The organism is Amycolatopsis sp. NPDC104775, assembly GCF_055583325.1.
The window spans coordinates 590,786-611,916 of record NZ_JBVJOE010000005.1; the positions used below are offsets into that span (position 1 = coordinate 590,786).

Below are 21,131 nucleotides of genomic sequence, written 5' to 3' on the forward strand. Positions count from 1 at the left end.
GTCCCGATGCGACTGTCCACTGTGGAAACCCGGGCGCGGTTCGCGGCCGCGCGGGTGGCCCGGCTGGCCACAGTGGACGGTCGCGGAGTCCCGCACCTGGTGCCGGTGACGTTCGTGGTGCGCGGCGACCGGATCGTGTTCGCGGTCGACCACAAACCGAAGAGCACGACGTCGTTGCGGCGGCTGGCGAACATCGCGGAGAACCCGGCGGTGTCCTTCCTGGCTGACGAATACGACGAGGACTGGTCGCGCCTGTGGTGGGCCCGCGCGGACGGGGTGGCGCGGGTGGTCGCGGACCGGGACCCGTACGTCGGGTGGCTCGCCGAGAAGTACCCGCAGTACGCGGAGCGGCCGCCGGAGCACGCGGTGGTCGTGACAGAGGTCCAGACCTGGCGGGGCTGGGCGGGTTCGTAACGCTGGGCCGCAGGTTGGCGATCTTCCTCCCGTGCTGGGGAAGATCATGCGGGTTGCGGTTGCGGTGAGCGGGTTTGTTTTGCTGGTCGCGGGGTGCGCGGCCGAGGTTCCGGCGGCTCCGGCGCCGAGTTCCGCGCCGCCGTCGAGTTCCGTCGTCTCCGCGACGCCGCCGGTCGCGAAAGACCTCACGAAGTACTTGCCGAGCGCCGACGATCTGACGAAGGCCGGTCTCACTGCTGGGCGGGATCGGCTGCCGTATGTCGTCGGTCCGAACACGCCGCTGCGCATCGTGCGGGCGTGCGGTGCCGACCAGCCCTGGGATCCCGCCGCGCGCGATGGCGCGCAGGCGTACTCCACGACGGACAAGCTCTGGATCCGGCAACGGCTCGCGGCGTACGAGGGCTATTCCGGCGAGCAGGTCGTGTCTGGTCTGGACGAAGCGCTCGCCTGCGGAAAAACGGTGTCCGGGGACCACGACCTCGCTGTCGTGAGCCGGTTCTCCACGCACGGGAAAGGGCTGGCCGAGGACGCTGAGCTGACGGTGAAGACGAGGTTCTCGGTTCCTGGCGCCGCCGATCCGCAACTCGGGTTCTGCGGGCAGTTCGCGCAGACGCGCATGGCAGGCTGCGTGCTGGTTCTCGCCCGCGGCAATCGCGTTCTCGCGGTCACGACCACCGACTACCAGGCGGGCCAGGTGAGCATGGCGGCGCAGCAGGCCGAACTGACGCGGCTGGTCCCGGTCTTCGCTGCCGCGTTCGACCAGAGCTGAACGTCTGGGCGGCGAAGCGGTGAGCCGGGTCAGCGAGTCTGGGCCAGGTCGCCGAAATACCCGGTGCGCCACAGGATCCGGGTGCGGACTTCGGTGATGCGCCAGTCGTCCCCGAATCGGCGCAGGTCCGCGGTGACGACGCCGCCCGCGGTGAACGCGCGGTCCTCCATCCGGACGGTGATCGGGCGGTCTTTCCACAGGTGGATCGCGACGAGATTCGCGCGCACCTCGGCGGTGGCGCCGTCGAGGTCGACGTCGTGGCCGGTGAGCAGGTGCTGGCTCGCTTCGAAGCGGGCGAAGCTGCGGGCGTGGCTGTCGGCGATGTCGGCCGGGCCGGAGATCTCGGCTCCGTTCGGGCGCACGATCTTGCCGTCCGGCGCGAAGACGCGGCGGAATCGCGGGGCGTCGAACCGCTGCTCGTCGACGGCGCGGTAGTAGCTGTTGAGCGTGCGGACGATCCGGGCCGTGGCGAGCAACGCGTCCAGTTCGCGCTGATCCGATTCCTGCACCGGTTTCTCCCCTCGCGCTTGCGCTGTCCGGATCATCGTCCCGTGTCCGGCCTGCATGGCATCATGCTGTGACGGCGGTCGCACTCCCAGCGCGGTCGCGGTGCGCGTCGGGGGGAGGCGTTGTGGGATGTGCGATCGCGGTGGTGATTGTCGTGGTGCTGATCGCCGCGGCTGCCGACAGCGGGGTCGACCATGCGGTGACCGGCGGGTTCACCGTCGTCGTCTGGATCGCGTTGATCGGCGGCGGGCTCTGGCTGGCGTCGAAGGCCTACGAGAAGAACAAGGCGACGGTCGCGGCGAACGCCAAGTCCGCGAAGGACAAGACGCTGGGCGAGCGGTCTTCTCGGGCCGCTGAATGGCAGCGAGCCACCCGGCAGGCCAAGCTGCGGGAGGCCCGGCATCCGGGCCCGCTGAAGCTGTCGCTGGACGGCACGGTGCGCGAAGCCGTGTCCGGGGCCGATCGGGCCCGGCGGGCGATCCGGGAGGCGATCGGCGCGCTTCCGGTCCGGATCGCCGAGGAAGCCCGTGCGCATGCGCGGACGGTGCGGCCGCCGGTCGAGCGGTTGTGCAAGCCGGGGCGGTACTTCGAGGAAGAGCAAGACTACGGCCGCTATCACACGTGGTGGGGTCCGGAGCGCACCGGTTCACGTCCGACCCGCGAGGTGGCGGGCCAGGTCAAGGACATTTTCGCCTGGGCGTCGGCTCGCCGGAATCTGGTGTCCGACGTCCATCCCGGGGCCGAGCGTGTGCTGGCGACGCTCACCGGCGAGCTGGCGCAGCGGTTCCGGGACAGCCTGCACACCCGCTACGGGCGGGCCGACGACGGCGCCGGGATCGCGGTGCTCCCGGCCGGCGAATGGGAGAGCTTCCTCAAGGATCTGCACGCCGCGCTCGTCGCGGTCGCGGGCGGGCTGGCCGCGCTCCCCCAGCCCAAGCTGCTTCCGCTCATGCACCGGCCGCACGAAGCCCGGTTCAAGGAACACGTCTCGGGCGAGGCGATGGAACAGGATCTGAGGGAGTTTCTCGAGGAAGTCGCCGAGTTGAAGGAAAGGGCGGTCACCGGGGCGTGGCCCGCCGAGTTCCACGCGAGCTGGCGGTTGGACGGCGGGGTGCTGGGCGGGTTCGTGACCGAGGAGATCCGCCGCCGGCTGGCCAAGGCCACCGAGGGGTTCCAGTGGATCGCGCAGTGGAACACCGACCAGATCAGCGCCAGGAGCTTCGCCCGCGTCTACCTGGCGTACGTCACCATCGCTTTCGAATATCTGACGGAGGTGCTCGGCAATATGGCCGACTACAAACGGGATTCCGCGCCGCAGTCCGGTCACCGCATCGAAATCGGCGGCGACGTGACGCACAGCAACTTCATTCTCAACAGCACGGTCCGGGACATCACGACCGTGCTGGCTCCGGTCGCCGGGAGGGACGACCGGCTCGCCGAGGCGATCGAAGCGCTGTCGGCCGCGGTGCGCGAGGATCCGGATCTGCCGGACGGCGAACGCGAGGAACTTCTCTACCACGTCAAGGACATCGCCGAGGCCGCCGCCGAGCCCGGCGAGAAGCAGAAGCGCGGCCGGGCGAAACTGGCGTGGAGCGCGGTGACCGAAGCCGCCAAGACCGGAGCGCAGCTCGCGCAGGCCGTCACCGCGTGGCACGACGTAGTGAGCAAGATGTTCTGACCGGGGTATCCCGGACAGGGGCAGGCGGCGGGCTCGGCCGCGCGCCAGGATGGCCTGGTGAGCAACGGAAGCAACGAACTCGGCGGTTTCCTGCGCAGCCGTCGCGAGCGGCTGGCGCCGGAGGCCGCGGGCATCGCGCCCGGCGGAACGCGGCGCGCGGTTCCCGGGCTGCGCCGGGAGGAACTGGCGGAGCTGGCCGGGGTCAGCGTCAGCTACTACACGCGGCTTGAGCAGGGTGCCAGCAGCAGCGCGTCGGACGCGGTGCTCGACGCGCTGGCTTCGGCGCTGCGGCTGGATCCCGCCGAGCACGAGCATTTGCGGAACCTCGCGGCGCCGCGGCGAGCAGTGCGTCCGCGGGCCCGGAGAACGAAGCTGAGGCCCGCGGTGCGGGACCTGCTCGCAGCGATGCCGACGATGCCCGCGGTGGTGGTCGATCACCGGGCGGATGTCCTGGCGTGGAACCGGCTCGGGCACGTGCTGCTGGCCGGGCACGTCGCGTTCGAGGCTCCGGACGAGCGGGTGCGCCCGAACATCGCGAGGATGCTGTTCCTCGACCCGCATCACCGCGCGCTGTACCGGGATTGGGCGGACAAGGCGTCCGTCACGGTCGCGGCGTTGCATCAGGCGGTCGCACGGCATCGGGACGATCCGGTGCTGGAACAGCTCGTCGGCCGGTTGGCGGTGGAGAGTCCGGAGTTCGCGCGGATGTGGGCGAAGCGGCCCGTCCGGACGTGCTCGTACTACGTGCGCGAACTGGACCATCCAGTGGTCGGACGTCTGACGCTCGCGAACGAGACGGTCGCGCTGCCCGACGACGATCAGCAGCTCGGGCTGTTCTACGCGTTTCCCGGCACTCCGGACGCTGACGCGCTCGCCTTGCTGGGCCGGAGTTGTGCGGAATCCTTGGCGAAGGAGAAGGTGCAGTGAGAATTCTTGTGGTCGGCGGCGCCGGGACGATCGGGCGGCGGCTGGTGCCGGAGCTGCGGTCGCGCGGGCACCAGGTGGTCGTGGCCGGACGGACGTCGGGCGAGGTGCGCGTGGATTTGGCCGAGCCGGAGACGATCGCGGCGATGTACCGCGAGGTCGGCGCTGTGGACGCGGTGGTGAGCGTCGCCGCGCACGGGACGTTGGACGACTTCGCGAAGCTCACTTCGGCGGAGCTGCACGAGAACATGCGGGCCAAGTTCTACGGTCAGGCTGAGCTCGTCCTGCAAGGGCAGCATCGCGCCGCCGACGGGGCTTCGTTCACGCTGACGTCCGGGATTTTCGCCGACGAGGCGTGGCCGCACGTGACCGGCGGCGGGGTGATCAGCGGTGCGCTGCACAGTTTCGTGCTGTCGGCGGCGATCGAGCTCCCGCGCGGGATGCGGGTCAACGCGGTCAGCCCGACGATGGTCGGCGATTCGGCGGACGAGTTCGGCGCGCAGTTCCCGGGAATGCGGCCGGTGCCGATGGACGAACTGGTGCGGCACTACCTGAACTGCGTGGAAAGCGACGTTACGGGCACTGTGGTCCGCGCCTACCGATGACGCTTGACCGCGTTCGGAAAGGCTCTTACCTTTGAGCTGCCAGACATCGGATGTACGACGCCGCCGGCCGATGTGCCCCTTTCGTTCCTGTTCGGAAAGGACACTCCGCAATGCCGGAATCCCCTGGTTTCCCGCGCCGGACGGCGCTGCGCACGCTCGCCGGTGCGGCGCTCGCGCTCCCGGCGCTGGCCGGTCCGCTCAGCCAGTTCGCGTCGGCCGCGAGCCCCTTCGCGAGGCCTTTTGCGAGCCCGCTGTGGCATCCCGATCCGGTGAAGGACGGGCTCAAGGCGTTCGAAGGCGTCGAGGCTGATCGCGGCGGTCTGCACCCGGACCGGAAGTACGTGGTGGTGGAAGGGAATCACTACCGGTTCAACATCTGGCGCGACGACCGGGACACCACTGGCGGCGGGGACCGGCAGCGGACCGAGACGAAGGGCATGGTGCAGAACGGCACCGCGCTGAAGATGCATGACGGCGAGACGTGGACGCTCTCGTACGAGATGTACATCCCGGCGAGCCTGCACGGCACGAGCCGGTTCACGCACATCTTCCAGACGAAGACCCCGGCGACGAACGCCGGTCCGTGGGTGACGATCGACCTGGTTCGCGACGGCGGCGTGGAGATGATTTCCGCTCGCGCGTACGCGAATCCGGGTTCGCCGTCGATCGCGGCGGCGAAGCTGGCTCCGTTGCGGGACAAGTGGATCACGATCGAGTGGACGCTCACCCCGGGCGATTCGGGCGCGGCGGCGTGCGTGATCCGCAGCGGCGCCGGTGCGGGTGCGCCGATCGCGGCGCAGGGCCGCAAGACCGGGGTGAAGCTGCCGGACCAGGGCGATTACGTGCGGCCGAAGTGGGGCATCTACCGGTCGGTCGAGAGCGCGCCGGAGGACATTCTCGACACGTACCTGTTGTTCCGGAATTACCGCGCGGACCGCAAGTAGCCCTGGAGCGCGGTGGTCCCGGCGCGGAGCCGGGACCACCGCCTCAGGAGGACTTGGCGGGGGTTTCCGGGAGGAAGTCCTCGTCCTTCGGCTTCTTCCGCCAGGCGGCGACGAGGCCGAGCGGGTCGGGGCGCAGCAGGGACGCGGCGGCGTAGAGGCTGACCACGACGACGATCGCGATGAACCACCAGTCGTAGAGCGCTTGCTCCCCGGTCGGGTAGTACACGAGCGTCACGAACACCGAGATCGCCACGATCGCCGACAGGTTCCGCCGTTCCCACGGGAACGCGGAGATCAGCACGAAGCCCCAGGTGAGGTACCACGGCAGGGTCGGCGGCATGAGGATCGCGACGGCCAGCAGGGTGATCGCGGCCCGGTAGACGGCTTCCTTGCCGCCGCCGCGGGCGAGCCACCACTGGCGGACGCCGAACACGACGAGGCCGACCATCGCGATGGCGCGGGCGACGGTGACGAACGGCGAGGGCTGGACGTTGGCGATGAGGTGGACGAGGTTGTAGACCGCCTCGCCGATGCCGCTGGGGAAGTTCAGCCAGTTGGTGATGAGCTGCGGGGCCTTGAGGCCGGACCACCAGCCGAGGTTGAGCGAGCCGAGCGAGACCCAGGTGCCGACGACGAACACCGGCAGGAACAGCCCGACCGCGGCGGCTCCGGCCTTGAAGAAGTTCTTGGTCTTCGAGGGGCCGGCCATGTCGGCGGCCCACATCCAGACCATGAACGGCAGCGCGACGGCGGCGGTCGGCTTGATCAGCATGCCGATGGTGACGAGCACGACCGCGACGACGTGCTTGCGCTCGAGCGCGGCGAGCATCCCGATGGTGAGGAAGCCGAGCATCATCAGGTCGTTGTGCGGGCCGCCGAAGAGGTGGATGACCATCATCGGGCTGGCGACCGCGACCCACAGCGCGACCGGGAGTTTCCCGCCGAGGTGCTTGACGAGCCGGGGCAGCGCCCACAGCGTCATGCCGAGCCCGACGAGCAGGACGAGCCGGGTGAGGATGACGCCGGCGATCATGTGGTCCTGGGTGATCGCGACGATGCCCTTGGAGATCAGCAGGAACAGCGGCCCGTACGGGGCGGGCGTGGTCTGCCACAGCGGGTGCACGTTCTGCACGACGTTGGGCAGCACGGGCAGCTCGGCGGGGCCGTTGGCGTACGGGTCGAGCCCGTAGAGCAGCTGCGCGCCCTGGCCGAGGTAGGAGAAGACGTCGCGGGTGAACAGCGGCGGCGACACGATCAGCGGCGCCATCCAGCACAGCGCGGCGATCAGGATCGGCTTGCTGCCGATGCGCCCGGCGAGCGCGTAGCGGCCGAGCCGGACCCATGCCCACACGATGAGGCCGAAGCCGCTGTAGAGCAGCGCGTTGGCGAGCGCCCGGCCGTGGCCGTAGCGGATCCAGGACAGCGGGCCGTGGCCGATGACAGGGTCGCGGATGAGGATGCCGCCCGCGCCGAGCGCGGCGAGCATGAGAAGGGCGCTTCCGACCGTGCCCATCGCGATGGTCCGGTAGGGGAAGCGCGCGGGCGCCAGGTTCTGCCGGTCGATACTGCCGGCGTTCGGCTGCGCGTTGTCGGTAGTGGTGGCCATTTCGATCCAGGAGATTACCGGGTGCAGTCGGCCCGCCCCGCACGGGCTCCGGGCGCGCGCCGGTCCGCGCGCGCCCGGAGGGCCCGCGGTCAGCGGTCGGCCGCGGTCCGCTGCGCGGTGCCCCCGGGGAGCGCCGCGAGCAGCGACTTCGTGTACTCGTGCTGCGGGTCGAGCAGGACCTGTTCGACGGTACCGGTCTCCACGAGTTCGCCGCGGTACATCACCGCGACCCGGTCGGCGATGTTCCAGGCCAGGCCCAGGTCGTGGGTGATGACGAGCGCGGAGAGCCCGAGCTGGCGGCGCAGCCGCAGCAGCAGCGCGAGGATTTCTCCGCGCACGGACGCGTCCAGCGACGCCACCGGCTCGTCGGCGAGCAGCAATGCCGGTTCGAGCGCGAGGGCTCCGGCGATGACGACGCGCTGGCGCTGGCCGCCGGACAGCTCGTGCGGGAGCCGGTCGAGGTATTTCTCCGGCGGGCGCAGTTCGGCGGATTCGAGCGCTCTGAGCACGATGTCGCGTTCGCTGCGCAATCCATGGATGCGCGGGCCTTCGGCGACCGCCTCGTACACCGTGTGGGCGGGGTTGAGCGCGCTCGTCGGGTCTTGGAGCACGAGCTGGACTTCCCGCCGGTACGCGCGCAGCCCGGCCCCGCCCGACGGCACCGGTTTGCCCGCGTAGCGGATCGCGCCGGAGTCGGGTTTCTGCAGGCCGAGCAGGGTGCGGGCGAGGGTGGTCTTGCCGGAGCCGGACTGGCCGACCAGCGCGACGATCTCGTCCCGGCGGACCTGCAGGTTCACCCCGTTGACCGCGTGGATCCGCTTGCCCTTGCGGTCGCGGAACGAGACGTGCAGGTTCTCGGCCGCGAGCAACGGCGCCTCGTCCGCGCCCGCGCGTTCCTCCGGCTCTGGCGGCAGCGGTGTCGCGGTGGCCGGGGCGTAGCGGGACACCGGGTCGCCGACCGTCGGGAAGGCCGCGGCGAGGGCGCGGCTGTGTTCGTGCCGCGGGGAGGACATCAGCTCGGCGCTCGGGCGTTCTTCGACGAGTTCGCCGTCGTACATCACCGCGATGCGTTCGCAGGTGGCGGCGAGCACCGACAGGTCGTGGCTGATCATGATCAGCCCGATGCCGCGTTCGGCGACCAGTTTCGACAGCACGCCCAGCACTTGGGCCTGGACGATGACGTCGAGGGCGGTGGTCGGTTCGTCGGCGATCACCAGCCGCGGTTCGCACGCCAGCGCCATCGCGATCATCACGCGCTGTTTCTGGCCGCCGGACAGCTCGTGCGGATACGCGCCGGCCCGCGAGCGGGGCAGGTCGACCTGTTCGAGCAGTTCCGTGACCCGGGCCTGCACCTGCGCTTCGGACGGCGTCTTGCCCTCGGGCGCGTGCAGCCGGATCGGTTCGGCGATCTGCTCGCCGATGCGGCGGACCGGGTTGAGCGCGTGCATCGCGCCCTGGAACACCACCGACGCCTCGGCCCAGCGGACCGCGCGCAGCCGTCCCCAGCGCATCTCGCCGACGTTCTCGCCGTCGAGCAGGATCTCGCCGGTGATCTCCGCGCTGCGCGGCAGGAGCCGGAGCACGCTCATCGCGACGGTGGATTTCCCGGAGCCGGACTCCCCCGCGACGCCGAGCGTGCCGCCCGCGTCCAGGCGCAGGTCGACGCCGCGGACCGCGGGGACGTCGCCGCCGCCGGTGCGGTAGGTGACGCCGAGGTTTTTCAGTTCGAGCAGCGCGGTCACGAATGCCGTCCTTTGAGCCGCGGGTTCAGCACGGTTTCCAGCCCGCGGCCGACGAGGGTGAACATCAGCACGACGAGCACGATCGCGATGCCCGGCGGGAGCAGGTTCCACCAGGCGCCACGGGTGACCGCGCCGTTGTTGAGAGCGGTTTCGAGCATTCCGCCCCAGGAGATCGCGGTGGGGTCGCCGACGCCGAGGAACGACAGGGTGGCGTCGGCGATGACCGCGTTGCCGACCACGAGGGTGGTGTTGGCGAGCACGAGCGGGGCGACGCCGGGCAGCACGTGTTTGGCGATGACGTGCAGGTGGCCGCCGCCGAGCGCGCGGGCGCGTTCGATGTAGGGGCGGCTTTCGATGGTGAGCGTCTGGGCGCGGACCAGCCGGGCGGTGCTCGGCCAGGCGGTGACGCCGATGGCGAGCACGATCGTCCAGATCCCGCGCGGCAGCACGGCCGACAGCGCGATCGCCAGCACCAGCGACGGCAGCACCAGGAAGAAGTCGGTGAACCGCAGCAGGACCGCCGACACCCAGCCGCCGAAGTGCGCGGCGGAGATGCCGATCAGGGTGCCGATGAACACGCTGAGCACGGTCGCGCAGAAGCCGACGAGCAGCGAGATCCTGGTGCCCCACAACGTCATCAGCAGCACCGAGCGGCCGTCGATGTCGGTGCCGAGCCAGAACTGGCTGTCCGGCGGGCTGAGCGGTTTCCCGGTGACGCGGGTGACGTCGAGCCCGCTGGGGTCGCTGATCAGCGGCAGCGCCAGGGCGAGCAGGACGGTGAGCACGAGCAGGAAAAGCCCGGCGAGCGCGGCTTTCTGCGTGGCGAATTCGTGCCAGGTGCGGGCGATTCCGGCGCGGCGGCGGCGCCACGCGATCGCGCGGGCGCTTTCGGCGGCGGTTGCGGCTGTGGTCATGCGGCACGCACCCTCGGGTCGAGCACGCGGTAGAGCAGCTCCGCGAACAGGTTCATCAGGACGACGGCGCTGGCCAGGACGATGAACACCCCTTGCAGCACCGGCAGGTCCGGGCCGTGCAGCGCGTCGTAGGTCAGCTGGCCGAGTCCGGGCCAGCTGAACACCGCTTCGACGGTGACCGCGCCGGCGACCACCATGCCGAACTGCATGAAGATCAGCGTCACGGTGGGCAGCAGCGCGTTCGGGACCGCGTGGCGGCGCCGGACGAGGTCGTCGCGGAGGCCTTTCGCGCGGGCGGTGGTGAGGTAGTCGGCGTTCATTTCGCCGAGCAGCGACGAGCGCATCACCAGCATGTACTGCGCGTAGAACACCGCGAGCAGCGTCAGGCACGGCAGGAACAGGTGGTGCAGCACGTCGAGGCTCTGGGCGAGGAAGCCGGGCCCGGCGTCGGGCGAGTGCATGCCGCGGCTGGGGAACAGCCCGTTGGTGGCGACAAGCAGCAGCAGGCCGAGCCAGAACTGCGGGACCGACCAGAGCGTCAGCGCGATCCCGGTCTGCGCGCGGTCGAAGAAGCTGTCGCGCTTCCACGCCGCGCGGATGCCGAGCCAGAGACCGAGCGCGACGGCCAGGATCGTCGCGCTGCCGACGAGCAGCACGGTCGGCCACAGCCGTTCGCCGATCATGTCCAGCACCGGGCGGCGTTCGATGTAGGACTCGCCGAAGTCGCCCTGGAACAGTCCGGCGAAGTAGTTGCCGAACTGGGCGAGGACCGGCTTGTCGATGCCGAGCCGTTCGCGCAGCTCGGCGATCTGTCCGGGGTCGGTGGGGCGTTCTCGGGCCATGAACGCGACCGGGTCGCCGGGCAGCAGCCGGAAGAGGAAGAAGCCGAGGACGATCACGAGGAAGACGCTGGCGGCCGCCTCGGCGATCTTGGTCAGGACGAACCGGAGGGTCCCGGTCCCGCCTCGGTGCTCGTCGGGGTCGGCGAGCACCGAGGCCTGGTCGGGCGCGAGGGCTTGGCTCACGTTCTCCTACTCCCGGTCGTCGGCGGACTTGCCGCGGCGCGACAGCGCGACGCCGCCGCCCACGAGCACGACGAGCACGACCGCGCCGACGACGATCCACACCGTCGTGCCGGAGCCGCTGTCGGACGAAGCGGCCGAAGCGTCGGCCGGGACCGCGCCGTACACGCCCCAGTAGGCGGTCTGCTCGAGGATCGAGCCTTCGGGCTGCGGCTGCTTGGTGAACGAGGAGAACCTGTCGGAGCGGTAGGCCTCGAGCGCGTTGTCGTAGTCGTAGACGACGTTCACGGCCTGGCTGTACAGCCGCGCCTGGGCCTGCTTGACGTAGCCGGCGCGGACGGCCGGGTCGGTTTCGGCGAGCTGCTTGGCGTAGAGCGCGTCGTACTGCGGGTCGCAGAAGAACGTGTCGGTGGTGCCTCCCTTGCCTTCGGCGTTGGGCCGCGCGGCGCAGGTGTGCAGGGCCAGCGAGTAGTCCGGGTCCGGGTTGTTCGCGTAGCCGGAGATCGCCAGGTCGTAGTTGCCGGCGTTGGTGCGGTCGTTGAGCTCGTCGTCGGAGACGAGTTCCTGCTTCACCGAAATGCCGATGTCGTGCAGCCAGCCGGTGAGGTACTGGGCGAGCCGCTGGTCCTGCGCGCGGTTGGCGTGCCCGGTGAGGCGCAGTTCCAGGCGCGCGCCGCCGGGCGCGGTGCGGATGCCGTCGCGGCCCTTCGGGTAGCCGGCGGCGTCGAGCGCGGCGTTGGCGGCGGCGAGGTCGAACTTGCGCTCCTCCCCCGGAGCTGGATCCCAGTGGTAGGCCGAGTAGATCGGCGGGATCACGCCGCCGCCGGGCTGGGCGTAGCCGCCGGCGACCTTGTCCACGATCGTCTTCGCGTCGATCGACTGCGCGATCGCCTGGCGCACCCGGATGTCCTTGAGCACCGGGTTGCCGTTTCCGATCGGCTTGTTCTCCGAGTTCTGGACGCCGAAGTTGAGGTTGAGCGCGTTGTAGCGGCGGCCGGGAGCCTTGTTCAGCGCGATGTTCGGCTGGTCCTTGAGCGCGTCGAACTGCGTCGGGGTGAGCCGGTTGATCACGTCGACCTCGCCCTGCTTGAGGGCGTTCACCGCGGCCTCGACGTCCTTGAACACCAGCAGCTGCAGCTCGTCGACCTTCGGCGCGCCGCGCCAGTAGTTCTTGTTGGCCTTGAACTTGACGTATTCGTTCTGCTTGTACTCGGTGATCTGGTACGGCCCGTCGTCGACGCCGACGACCGGGATCGTGTCGGTCTTCGGGTCGCTCAGGTCCTTGATCTGCGACCACACGTGCTCGGGCACGATCGGGACGTCGAGGAGCGTCATCGACGACTGTACGGTCTTGGTCTTGATCACCAGCGTCGTGTCGTCCGGCGCGTTCACCGACTCGAAGCTCGCGACGTAGTTGCCGTTCGCGGTGCGCGCGGTGGCGTCGGTGAGCATCCGGTTGAAGGTGAACGCGGCGTCCTTGGCGGTGACCGGCTGCCCGTCGGACCACTTCGCGCCCTGGCGGATCTTGAACGTCCAGGTCAGCTTGTCAGGCGAGGTCGTCCACGATTCGGCGAGCGCCGGGGCGGCCTCGGCCTTGTCCGCCGACGGGGTCGTGAGGAATTCGTAGATGAACCGGCCGACCTGGGTCGACGCGGCGAGCCCGGCGGTGAACGGGTTCAAGTGGTCGATACCAGTGGTCAGCGCGACCCGCAGCACCTTCGGCTGCGCCTGCTGCTGCGCCGCTTGTGCGGTCGCGGTCCCCGCCAACGGCAGAATCGCCAGTGTTCCTGCCGTCACGACACCGAAAACGCGGCGCAACCCGTGCCGCCTGTGCTTGATCCGCACTTGAGAACCACCCCATCGTCAATCCCCGACCCCAGAGACGAAAAGTAACCACATACCGCGGGAAGCGCGCAATATGTGACGGCGCCGGTGCGTGTCCGATCGTTATGCGCGCGGCGCGGATCACTAGAGTGCCCGGCATGCGGATCCTGATCTCGGCCGACATGGAAGGCGCCACGGGAGTCACCTGGACCGACGACGTCGTGCCCGGGAGCCCGCAGTGGCAGCGGTTCCGGGGCATGTTCACCGGCGACGTCAACGCGGTGCTGGCCGGCCTGTACGCCGCGGGCGCGACCGACGTGCTCGTCAACGAGGCGCATTCGTCGCAGCGCAACCTGCTGCTGGAAGACCTCGACGAACGCGCGCGGATGCTGACCGGGCGGCACAAGCCGCTGTCGATGATGCAGGGCATCGATTCCGGTGTGGACGGTGTGGTGTTCCTCGGCTACCACGCCGGGGCCGGGTTCGACGGCGTGCTGTCGCACACCTATCTGGAGAACCAGATCACCGGCGTGTGGCTGGACGACGTGCCGGCCAGCGAGGGCAGGCTGAACGCGGCGATGGCGGGCGAGTACGGCGTGCCGGTGCTGCTGGTCAGCGGCGACGACCAGACCTGCGAGGACGCGCGCGACTACGCGCCGGACGCGGAACTGGTGCAGGTCAAGGAATGCGTGAGCCGGTATGCGGCGATCTGCCTGCCGCCCGCGCGCACCGCGCGGCTGCTGGAAGCCGGCGCGCGCGAGGCGATGGCGCGCGCCGGGCGGGCCGAGCGGACGCCGGGGCGGCACCGGATCGAGGTCGAGTTCGACGCGAGCCATCTTGCGCAGGCGACCGCGGTGATCCCGACCGTGGAGCAGACCGGGACGCGGCGGGTCGCGTTCGAGGCGCCGAGCATGACCGAGGCGATGAAGGCGTTCAAGGTGGTCACGGCCATCGCGGCGGGGGCGGTGCAGGGCATCTATGGCTGAGGTCGACGTGGTTTCGCTGTGCGCGGACCTGATCCGGTTCGACACCACCAACTACGGGAACGGAGAGGCCGCGGGCGAACGCCTCGCCGCCGAGTACGTCGCCGAATTGCTTGGCCAGTACGGGGTTTCGGCGCGGATCCTGGAGTCCGAACCGCAGCGGGCGAATGTCGTCGCGCGGATACCGGGCTCCGATCCGACGCTGCCCGCGCTGCTCGTGCAGGGACATCTGGACGTGGTGCCCGCGGATGCGGCGGATTGGTCTGTACCGCCGTTTTCCGGCGAGGTGCGCGACGGGTTCCTGTGGGGCCGGGGCGCGGTCGACATGAAGGATTTCTGCGCGATGGTGCTGGCCGCCGTCGCGTCCGGGCTGCGTCCGCGGCGGGATCTCGTGCTGGCGTTCGTCGCCGACGAGGAGGACCGCGGCGACTACGGCGCGCACTGGCTGGTCAAGGAGCACCCAGACCTCTTCGAGGGCTGCGCGGCGGCGATCAGCGAATCCGGCGGGTACAGCTATCACGTGCCCGCCGCAGACGGTCGCAAAGTGCGGCTGTACCCGGTCGGCACGGCTGAGCGCGGCACCGCGCATCTGCGGCTCACCGCGCGCGGGCGTGCCGGGCACGGGTCGCGGCCGAACGCGGAGAACGCGGTGGTGCGGCTGGTCGGAGCGTTGCAGCGGATCGCGGAGCATCGCTGGCCGGTGCAGCTGACGCCGACTGTGCGCGCGTTCTTGGAGCGGACCGGTGCGGCGTTGGGCGTGCCGGTGGACCTGTCGTCCGGGGACGCGGTCGACGCGACCGTGGCGCGGCTGGGCACGGCCGGGTCGCTGGTGGTGCCGACGGTGCGCAACAGCACCACGCCGACGATGCTCGACGCCGGGTACAAGGTGAACGTGATCCCGTCGACCGCGACCGCGCAGGTCGATGTCCGGGTGCTGCCGGGGACCGAGGACGACCTGTTCGCGGTGGTGGATTCGTTGCTGGGCGAGGGAGTCACGCGGGAATTCGTGGCGCATCAGCCGCCGGTGCAGGCTCCGGTGGATTCGCCGTGGTTCGACGCGATGGCCGGGGCGCTGCGGGCGGAGGACCCGGAGGCGGTCGTGGTGCCGTACTGCATGGGCGGCGGGACGGACGCGAAGGCGTTCACCCAGCTGGGAATGGCGTGCTACGGCTTCGCTCCCCTGGCGCTGCCGGAAGGCTTCCCGTACCGGGCGATGGCGCACGGCGTGGACGAACGGGTGCCGGTGGACGGGCTGCGGTTCGGAACGCGGGTGCTGACCCGGTTCCTGGAGACGTGCTGAGGCCTCAGGCGTTGACGCGCTGGATCGTCGCCAGCCAGGCGGGAAGCCCGTCCGGCGCGAAGCTGGCGACGATCCGGCTGTCGCGCACGGTCTCGATCCGCCACCCGGTTTCGCGCTGGAACGGTGCTTCCAGTTCGGCTCGGGCGACCGGGTGCGGGCCTGATTCGGTTCCGGCGTCGCGGAAGCACAGGACGTGCAGCGTCGCGCCCGGTTCGGTGACGGCCGCGAGGCTGGCGACGTAGGTCTGGCGTTCCCGGTCGTCGAAGGTGTGGAACAGGCCGCAGTCGAGGACGGTGTCGAAGGTGCGGTCCAAAGCGGACAGCCGGAAGGCGTCGCCGACCGCGAACTCGGCCGCGAGACCGCGCTCGCGGGCTTTCTCTTTCGCTCGCGCGATCGCGGTCTCGGCGACGTCGATGCCCACAATGGACAGTCCGCCCGCGGCGAGGTGCAGCGCGTTCTCGCCGGTGCCGCATCCGGCGTCGAGGACCGTGCCGCGGAACGCGCCCTCGGCGGCGAGTTCCGCGATCGCCGGTTGCGGGCGGCCGAGGTCCCACGGCGGGCGACCGTCCTGATAGGACTCGTCCCACGGACGCCCGGCTTCGCGTTCGTGGCTGGTCTCGGGACGGTCCGGCGGCATCAGCGGGTGAACTCCGCCCACCAGCGGCTGTCGTCGCGGACGCGCCGCAGCGAGGTCAGGGTGACCCCGTCGCGGGCGAAGGATTCGATCTCGGCTTCGCTGAGCGGCCACGGCGGGCCCTCCCAGGTGGCGAGGTCGATGCTTTCCTCGGCGACCGCGCCGACGACGAGCGTTCCGCCCGGGGCGACGAAACCGGAGACCGAGGCGATGGCCGGGTCGTGGACGTCTTTCGGCATCGACTGGACGGTCATGATCTCCACGACCAGGTCGAAGGCGTAGTGGAATTCCGCGGGCGGGGTGAGCAGGTCCGCGGTGCGGTAGGAGACGACGGTGTCCGGGAAGCGGTTGAGCACGGCCTTGATCGCGCTGGGCGAGACGTCGAAGGCGGACGTCTCGTATCCGGCGGCGGCGAGGAGTTCGGCGTCGTCGGCCATCCCGCAGCCGACGACCAGCGCCCGGCGTCCGTTTCCGGGCCGGTCGGCGATCCAGGCGGCGAGTTCCGGCGAGGGCTCGCCGCGGTACCACGGCAGGACGGCCTCGCCCGCTTCCGCCGCGGCGTAGAGGGGCTCGAACCACCCGGTGGGGTCGCCGTTGGCGAGGGCGAGTCCGGCCCGGCGGCGGGCTTCCTCGTCGGGATCGATGGCGTCGTCTGGCATGGACTCCGTTATACCCGCAGGGCCGGCGCTCCCGTGCGGCGCGCGGCAGCAGTCGTCCGGCTCGCGCGCCGCGGGGGCGGGCACCCGGTTGCCGTAGCGGGGCGGTCGCGGGTTGTCCGTTTCCGGTCAGGTTTCCGGGGCGGCCTTGACATCGATGTCACCCGCGCGTTGAGCTTCCGGCACCCCGGGATTTCGCGAAGTCCCGGACCCCCGATCCCCTGACCACCTTGGGAGCAATGATGCCCCGAAGCGCCAGACCGTTGCACGCCGTGCTCGCCGCGGCGGTGGCGGCGGCGGGCCTGGTCGTCTTGCCCGCCGCGGCCGGTGCCGCGCCGGGCGAGGCCGCCCCGCCGGACTTCGTTTCCTCGTTCGAGCCGACCGATCCGCAACCGATCCAGGACGCTGTCGACACCGATGCCGCCGGGAAGCCGCGGGCTTCGGGCGTCGACGGCGCGAACGGGACGTCGATCCCCGGCGACATCCGGGGCAAGATCACTGACATCAGCGCGACCAGCGAGAACACCGGCGGCGGCGAGGTCGCCGCGAACCTGGTCGACGGCAGCACCGGCACGAAGTGGCTGTCGTGGGACCCGGCCGCGTCGGTGACGTTCACGCTTTCCGCGCCGACGTCGATCACGCATTACGCGGTCAGTTCGGCCAACGACTTCCCCGGCCGGGACCCGCGGGACTGGACGCTGCAGGGCTCGAACGACGCGCAGCAGTGGACGGACCTGGACAAGCAGTCCGGGCAGTCGTTCGACAAGCGGTTCCAGCAGAACGACTACAAGCTGGCCTCGCCCAGCGCCGCGTACGCCTATTACCGGCTGAATGTCACGCGCAACAACGGCGACGACATCATGCAGATGTCCGAGCTGCTGCTGGCCAACGACGATCCGGCCCCGCCGCCGCTGCCGAACATGCGCAGCGTCGTGGACTCCGGCCCGAACCAGGGCTACACCAGCAAGAACCGGGTCGGGTTCACCGGCAAGAAGGCGTTCCGGTATTCCGGGAGCCAGCCCAAGGCCGGGCACGGCTATTCCTACAACAAGGTCTACGACGTCGACATCCCGGTGACGGGGACGACCGAGCTGTCCTACAAGGTGCAGCCGCAGTTCGTCGAGGGCGATCTCAAGTACCCGAGCACGAACGTCGCGGTCGACCTGGACTTCACCGACGGCACGCATCTGCGCGATCTCGGCGCGACCGACCAGTACGGGTTCCCGCTGACGCCGGAGGGCCAGGGCGCGAGCAAGGTCCTCTACGCCAACCAGTGGAACCTGGTGCGTTCGGCGATCGGGCGGGTCGCGGCGGGCAAGACGATCGACCGGATCGCGGTCGGCTACGACAATCCGGACGGCCCCGCGCAGTTCGCGGGCTGGCTGGACGATCTGAAGATCTCCGCGACCCCGACGCCGCCGGCGAGCAAGCGGCCCAGCGACAACGTGCTCACCACCCGCGGCACGCTCGCGAACGGCACGTTCTCGCGCGGCAACAACTTCCCGGCGACCGCGGTGCCGCACGGCTTCAACTTCTGGACGCCGGTGACCGACGCGGGTTCGGCGAGCTGGCTGTACAACTACCATTCGCAGAACAACGCGGACAATCTCCCGCAGCTGCAGGCGTTCAGCGTGAGCCACGAGCCGAGCCCGTGGATGGGCGACCGGCAGAGCTTCCAGGTGATGCCTTCGGCCGCGAGCGGGGTGCCGGACGCGAACCGCGACAAGCGGGCGCTGCCGTTCACGCACGACAACGAGGTGGCGCGGGCGCATTACTACGGCGTCACGTTCCAGAACGGGATCAAGACCGAGATCGCGCCGGCCGATCACGCGGCGATGATGCGGTTCTCCTTCCCGGGCACCGATTCCAGCCTGATCTTCGACAACGTCAACAACTCCGGCGGGCTCACGCTCGACCCGGCACACGGCACGCTCACGGGGTACTCCGACGCCAAGAGCGGCCTGTCCGCGGGCGCCGGGCGGCTGTTCGTGTACGCGACGTTCGACAAGCCGGTGACCAACGGCGGGAAGCTGACCGGGCAGAACCGGGACAACGTGACCGGTTACCTGCGGTTCGACGCGGGCGCGGACAAGACCGTGACGATGCGGATCGCGACGTCGCTGATCAGCGTGGACCAGGCGAAGAAGAACCTGGAGCAGGAGATCGCCCCGAACGCCGGGTTCGACCAGGTGCGGGACGCGGCGCAGCAGGCGTGGGACAAGCAGCTCGGCGTGATCGAGGTCGAGGGCGCGTCGAAGGACCAGCTGGAGACGCTGTACTCCAACCTGTACCGGTTGTTCCTGTACCCGAACGAGGGTTTCGAGAACGTCGGCACGAAGGAAACGCCGAAGTACCAGTACGCCAGCCCGGTGTCGCCGAAGACCGGCGCGGACACCGCGACGAAAACGGGATCGAAGATCGTCGACGGGCAGACGTATGTGAACAACGGGTTCTGGGACACCTACCGCACGACGTGGCCGGCGTACTCGCTGCTCACGCCGGACATGGCGGGCAAGATGGTGGACGGTTTCGTGCAGCAGTACCGCGACGGCGGCTGGATCGCGCGCTGGTCCTCCCCCGGTTACGCGGACCTGATGACCGGGACCAGTTCGGACGTCGCGTTCGCCGACGCCTACCAGAAGGGCGTGACGAACTTCGACGTCAAGTCGGCCTATGACGCGGCGCTCAAGAACGCCACGGTGACGCCGCCGAACTCGGCGGTCGGCCGCAAGGGTCTGGACCAGTCGATTTTCCTCGGCTACACGCCGAATTCGACCGGCGAGGGCTTCTCGTGGGCGATCGAGGGCTACGTCAACGACTTCGGCGTCGCGAACCTGTCGAAGAAGATGTACGACCAGGCCGCGGCGAACGATCCGCGCAAGGCGGAGTACCTGGAGAACTACCAGTACTTCACCAGCCGGGCGCAGCAGTACGTGAACCTGTTCGATCCGAGCACCGGGTTCTTCCAGGGCAAAGACGCGAGCGGGAAGTTCACCAAGGACAAGGCGTCCTACGACCCGCGGGTGTGGGGCGGGGACTACACCGAGACCGACGGCTGGAACATGGCCTTCACCGTGCCGCAGGACGGACAGGGGCTGGCGAATCTCTACGGCGGCAAGGACAAGCTGGGCGCGAAGCTCGACGCGTTCTTCGCCGACCAGGAGACCGCGAACTTCCCGGGCAGCTACGGCGGCACGATCCACGAGATGCGGGAGGCGCGGGACGTGCGGATGGGCCAGTACGGCCACTCCAACCAGCCTTCGCACCACATCCTGTACATGTACGACTACGCGGGCCAGCCGGCGAAGACGCAGGCGAAGGTGCGCGAAGCGGTGTCGCGGCTCTACACCGGCAGTGAGTTGGGCCAGGGCTACGCGGGCGACGAGGACAACGGCGAGATGTCCGCGTGGTACGTGTTCAGCTCGCTGGGCTTCTACCCGCTGCAGATGGGCAGCCCGAACTACGCGATCGGGTCGCCGCTGTTCACCAAGGCGACCGTGCACCTTCCCGGCGGGGACCTGGTGATCAACGCGCCGAAGAACTCGGCGAAGAACGTCTACGTGCAAGGGTTGAAGGTCAACGGCAAGGCGTGGACCTCGACGTCGCTGCCGCACGACCTGCTCGCCCACGGCGCCACGCTCGACTTCGACATGGGCCCGAACCCGTCGGCGTGGGGCACCGGGGCGAACGACGCGCCGAAGTCGATCACCACGGGCGACGCGGCGCCGACGCCGCTGCACGACGAGACCGGGCCGGGGCTGGGCACGCTGTCCACTTCGGACGGTTCGGACGCGTCGGCGTTGCTGGACAACACCTCGCGCACGCAGGCGAAGGTGACCGGCGCGGTGCAGTACCAGCTCAAGTCGACCGACGAGGCGGTCACGCACTACACGCTCACCTCCGGCTCCGGTGCGGGCGACGCGAAGAGCTGGACGTTGAAGGGTTCGTACGACGGGAAGAACTGGACGGTCGCCGATCAGCAGACCGACCAGGCGTTCCCGTGGCGGCAGCAGACCCGGGCGTTCGCGGTGAAGAACCCGGCGCACTACGCCTACTACCGGCTGGAGGTCACCGCGACCACCGGCGGACCGGCGACGCTGGCGGAGTTCGAGCTGCTGGGCCGTCCGGACGCCTCGTGCACCAAGACGCTGACCGGCGTGCAGAACGGCCCGCTGACCGTGTCGAGCGGCGTGGTGTGCCTGAACGGCGCGACGGTGTCGGGCCCGGTGAACGTGGCCCGCGGCGCTTCGCTGATCGTGCGGGGCGGCCAGATCACCGGCCCGCTCGCGGCGGCCGGTGCGGCGCAGGTGGTGCTGAACCGGACGAAGGTGGCCGGTCCGGTGTCGATCACCGGCAGCACCGGCCCGGTGTCGATCGAGCTGACCGACGTCTCCGGCCCGGTGAACCTGACCGGCAACCAGGGGCCGCTGATCGCGAGCAGCACCGTGGGCGGGCCGCTGGCCTGCACGGGCAACTCCCCCGCCCCGACCGATCACGACCTCGCCAACACGGTTCGCGGCCCGGCCGCGGGGCAGTGCGCGAAGCTTTGATCGGCTGATTCTCCGGAGATAGGCGCAGGCCAGGGGCTCGGATTCGTTCCGGGCTCCTG

17 protein-coding genes are annotated in these 21,131 nt (G+C 70.0%); 9 read left to right on the plus strand and 8 right to left on the minus strand.

Annotated elements, in window-relative coordinates; genetic code table 11:
- Positions 1-6: 6 nt before the first annotated feature.
- Both ACZ63D_RS25455 and ACZ63D_RS25460 read left to right on the plus strand, forming a co-directional pair.
- A complete protein-coding gene (locus tag ACZ63D_RS25455) occupies positions 7-414 on the plus strand; it encodes a TIGR03668 family PPOX class F420-dependent oxidoreductase (RefSeq protein WP_465356842.1) in 408 nt (135 codons plus the stop codon).
- 46 nt (positions 415-460) lie between these two features.
- A complete protein-coding gene (locus ACZ63D_RS25460) occupies positions 461-1,183 on the plus strand; it encodes a hypothetical protein (RefSeq protein WP_465356843.1) in 723 nt (240 codons plus the stop codon).
- Positions 1,184-1,212: 29 nt separating this feature from the next.
- Here ACZ63D_RS25460 and ACZ63D_RS25465 read toward each other — a convergent pair whose 3' ends face one another.
- Positions 1,213-1,749: a nuclear transport factor 2 family protein gene (locus ACZ63D_RS25465; protein ID WP_465356844.1), complete on the minus strand. Its 537-nt coding sequence runs from the start codon at positions 1,747-1,749 to the stop codon at positions 1,213-1,215.
- A 65-nt stretch (positions 1,750-1,814) separates the two neighbouring features.
- Between ACZ63D_RS25465 and ACZ63D_RS25470 the strand changes: the two genes are divergently transcribed.
- From ACZ63D_RS25470 to ACZ63D_RS25485, 4 genes are all read left to right on the plus strand, one after another.
- Entirely contained in the window at positions 1,815-3,368 is a 1,554-nt protein-coding gene (locus ACZ63D_RS25470) for a hypothetical protein (RefSeq protein ID WP_465356845.1), read from the plus strand.
- 57 nt (positions 3,369-3,425) lie between these two features.
- Positions 3,426-4,295: a helix-turn-helix transcriptional regulator gene (locus tag ACZ63D_RS25475; protein ID WP_465356846.1), complete on the plus strand. Its 870-nt coding sequence runs from the start codon at positions 3,426-3,428 to the stop codon at positions 4,293-4,295.
- Entirely contained in the window at positions 4,292-4,897 is a 606-nt protein-coding gene (locus ACZ63D_RS25480) for a short chain dehydrogenase (protein ID WP_465356847.1), read from the plus strand. The genes ACZ63D_RS25475 and ACZ63D_RS25480 overlap by 4 nt, the downstream gene beginning before the upstream one ends.
- A gap of 110 nt (positions 4,898-5,007) precedes the next feature.
- Positions 5,008-5,841, plus strand: coding sequence for a hypothetical protein (locus ACZ63D_RS25485; RefSeq protein WP_465356848.1), 834 nt, complete (start codon positions 5,008-5,010; stop codon positions 5,839-5,841).
- Positions 5,842-5,884: 43 nt separating this feature from the next.
- Here the strand turns inward: ACZ63D_RS25485 and mptB are convergent, their stop codons facing one another.
- The 5 genes from mptB to ACZ63D_RS25510 all read right to left on the minus strand — a co-directional run bounded on the left by mptB (position 5,885) and on the right by ACZ63D_RS25510 (position 12,922).
- Entirely contained in the window at positions 5,885-7,447 is a 1,563-nt protein-coding gene (gene mptB, locus ACZ63D_RS25490; protein ID WP_465356849.1) for a polyprenol phosphomannose-dependent alpha 1,6 mannosyltransferase MptB, read from the minus strand.
- Between the two features lie 89 nt (positions 7,448-7,536).
- Positions 7,537-9,189: a nickel ABC transporter ATP-binding protein NikE gene (gene nikE / locus ACZ63D_RS25495; protein ID WP_465356850.1), complete on the minus strand. Its 1,653-nt coding sequence runs from the start codon at positions 9,187-9,189 to the stop codon at positions 7,537-7,539.
- Positions 9,186-10,103: an ABC transporter permease gene (locus ACZ63D_RS25500; protein WP_465356851.1), complete on the minus strand. Its 918-nt coding sequence runs from the start codon at positions 10,101-10,103 to the stop codon at positions 9,186-9,188. Before ACZ63D_RS25500 ends, nikE begins: the two co-directional genes overlap by 4 nt.
- Positions 10,100-11,128, minus strand: coding sequence for an ABC transporter permease (locus ACZ63D_RS25505; protein ID WP_465356852.1), 1,029 nt, complete (start codon positions 11,126-11,128; stop codon positions 10,100-10,102). The genes ACZ63D_RS25500 and ACZ63D_RS25505 overlap by 4 nt, the downstream gene beginning before the upstream one ends.
- 6 nt (positions 11,129-11,134) lie before the next feature.
- Positions 11,135-12,922: an ABC transporter substrate-binding protein gene (locus tag ACZ63D_RS25510; protein ID WP_465357005.1), complete on the minus strand. Its 1,788-nt coding sequence runs from the start codon at positions 12,920-12,922 to the stop codon at positions 11,135-11,137.
- A gap of 185 nt (positions 12,923-13,107) precedes the next feature.
- On the opposite strand from ACZ63D_RS25510, the gene ACZ63D_RS25515 reads away from it, so the two are divergent.
- Entirely contained in the window at positions 13,108-13,935 is an 828-nt protein-coding gene (locus ACZ63D_RS25515) for a M55 family metallopeptidase (protein ID WP_465356853.1), read from the plus strand.
- Positions 13,928-15,232, plus strand: a complete 1,305-nt coding sequence (locus tag ACZ63D_RS25520) for a M20/M25/M40 family metallo-hydrolase (RefSeq protein ID WP_465356854.1) — start codon at positions 13,928-13,930, stop codon at positions 15,230-15,232. Before ACZ63D_RS25515 ends, ACZ63D_RS25520 begins: the two co-directional genes overlap by 8 nt.
- Positions 15,233-15,236: 4 nt before the next feature.
- On the opposite strand, the gene ACZ63D_RS25525 is transcribed toward ACZ63D_RS25520, so the two are convergent.
- Together ACZ63D_RS25525 and ACZ63D_RS25530 are read right to left on the minus strand one after the other, a co-directional pair.
- On the minus strand, positions 15,237-15,869 hold the full coding sequence (locus tag ACZ63D_RS25525) for a class I SAM-dependent methyltransferase (RefSeq protein WP_465356855.1): 633 nt from the start codon (positions 15,867-15,869) through the stop codon (positions 15,237-15,239).
- Positions 15,869-16,525 (minus strand): class I SAM-dependent methyltransferase, encoded by a 657-nt coding sequence (locus tag ACZ63D_RS25530; protein WP_465356856.1) that lies wholly within the window; start codon positions 16,523-16,525, stop codon positions 15,869-15,871. Before ACZ63D_RS25530 ends, ACZ63D_RS25525 begins: the two co-directional genes overlap by 1 nt.
- Before the next feature lie 239 nt (positions 16,526-16,764).
- Between ACZ63D_RS25530 and ACZ63D_RS25535 the strand changes: the two genes are divergently transcribed.
- Entirely contained in the window at positions 16,765-21,072 is a 4,308-nt protein-coding gene (locus ACZ63D_RS25535) for a GH92 family glycosyl hydrolase (protein WP_465357006.1), read from the plus strand.
- Positions 21,073-21,131 lie beyond the last annotated feature (59 nt).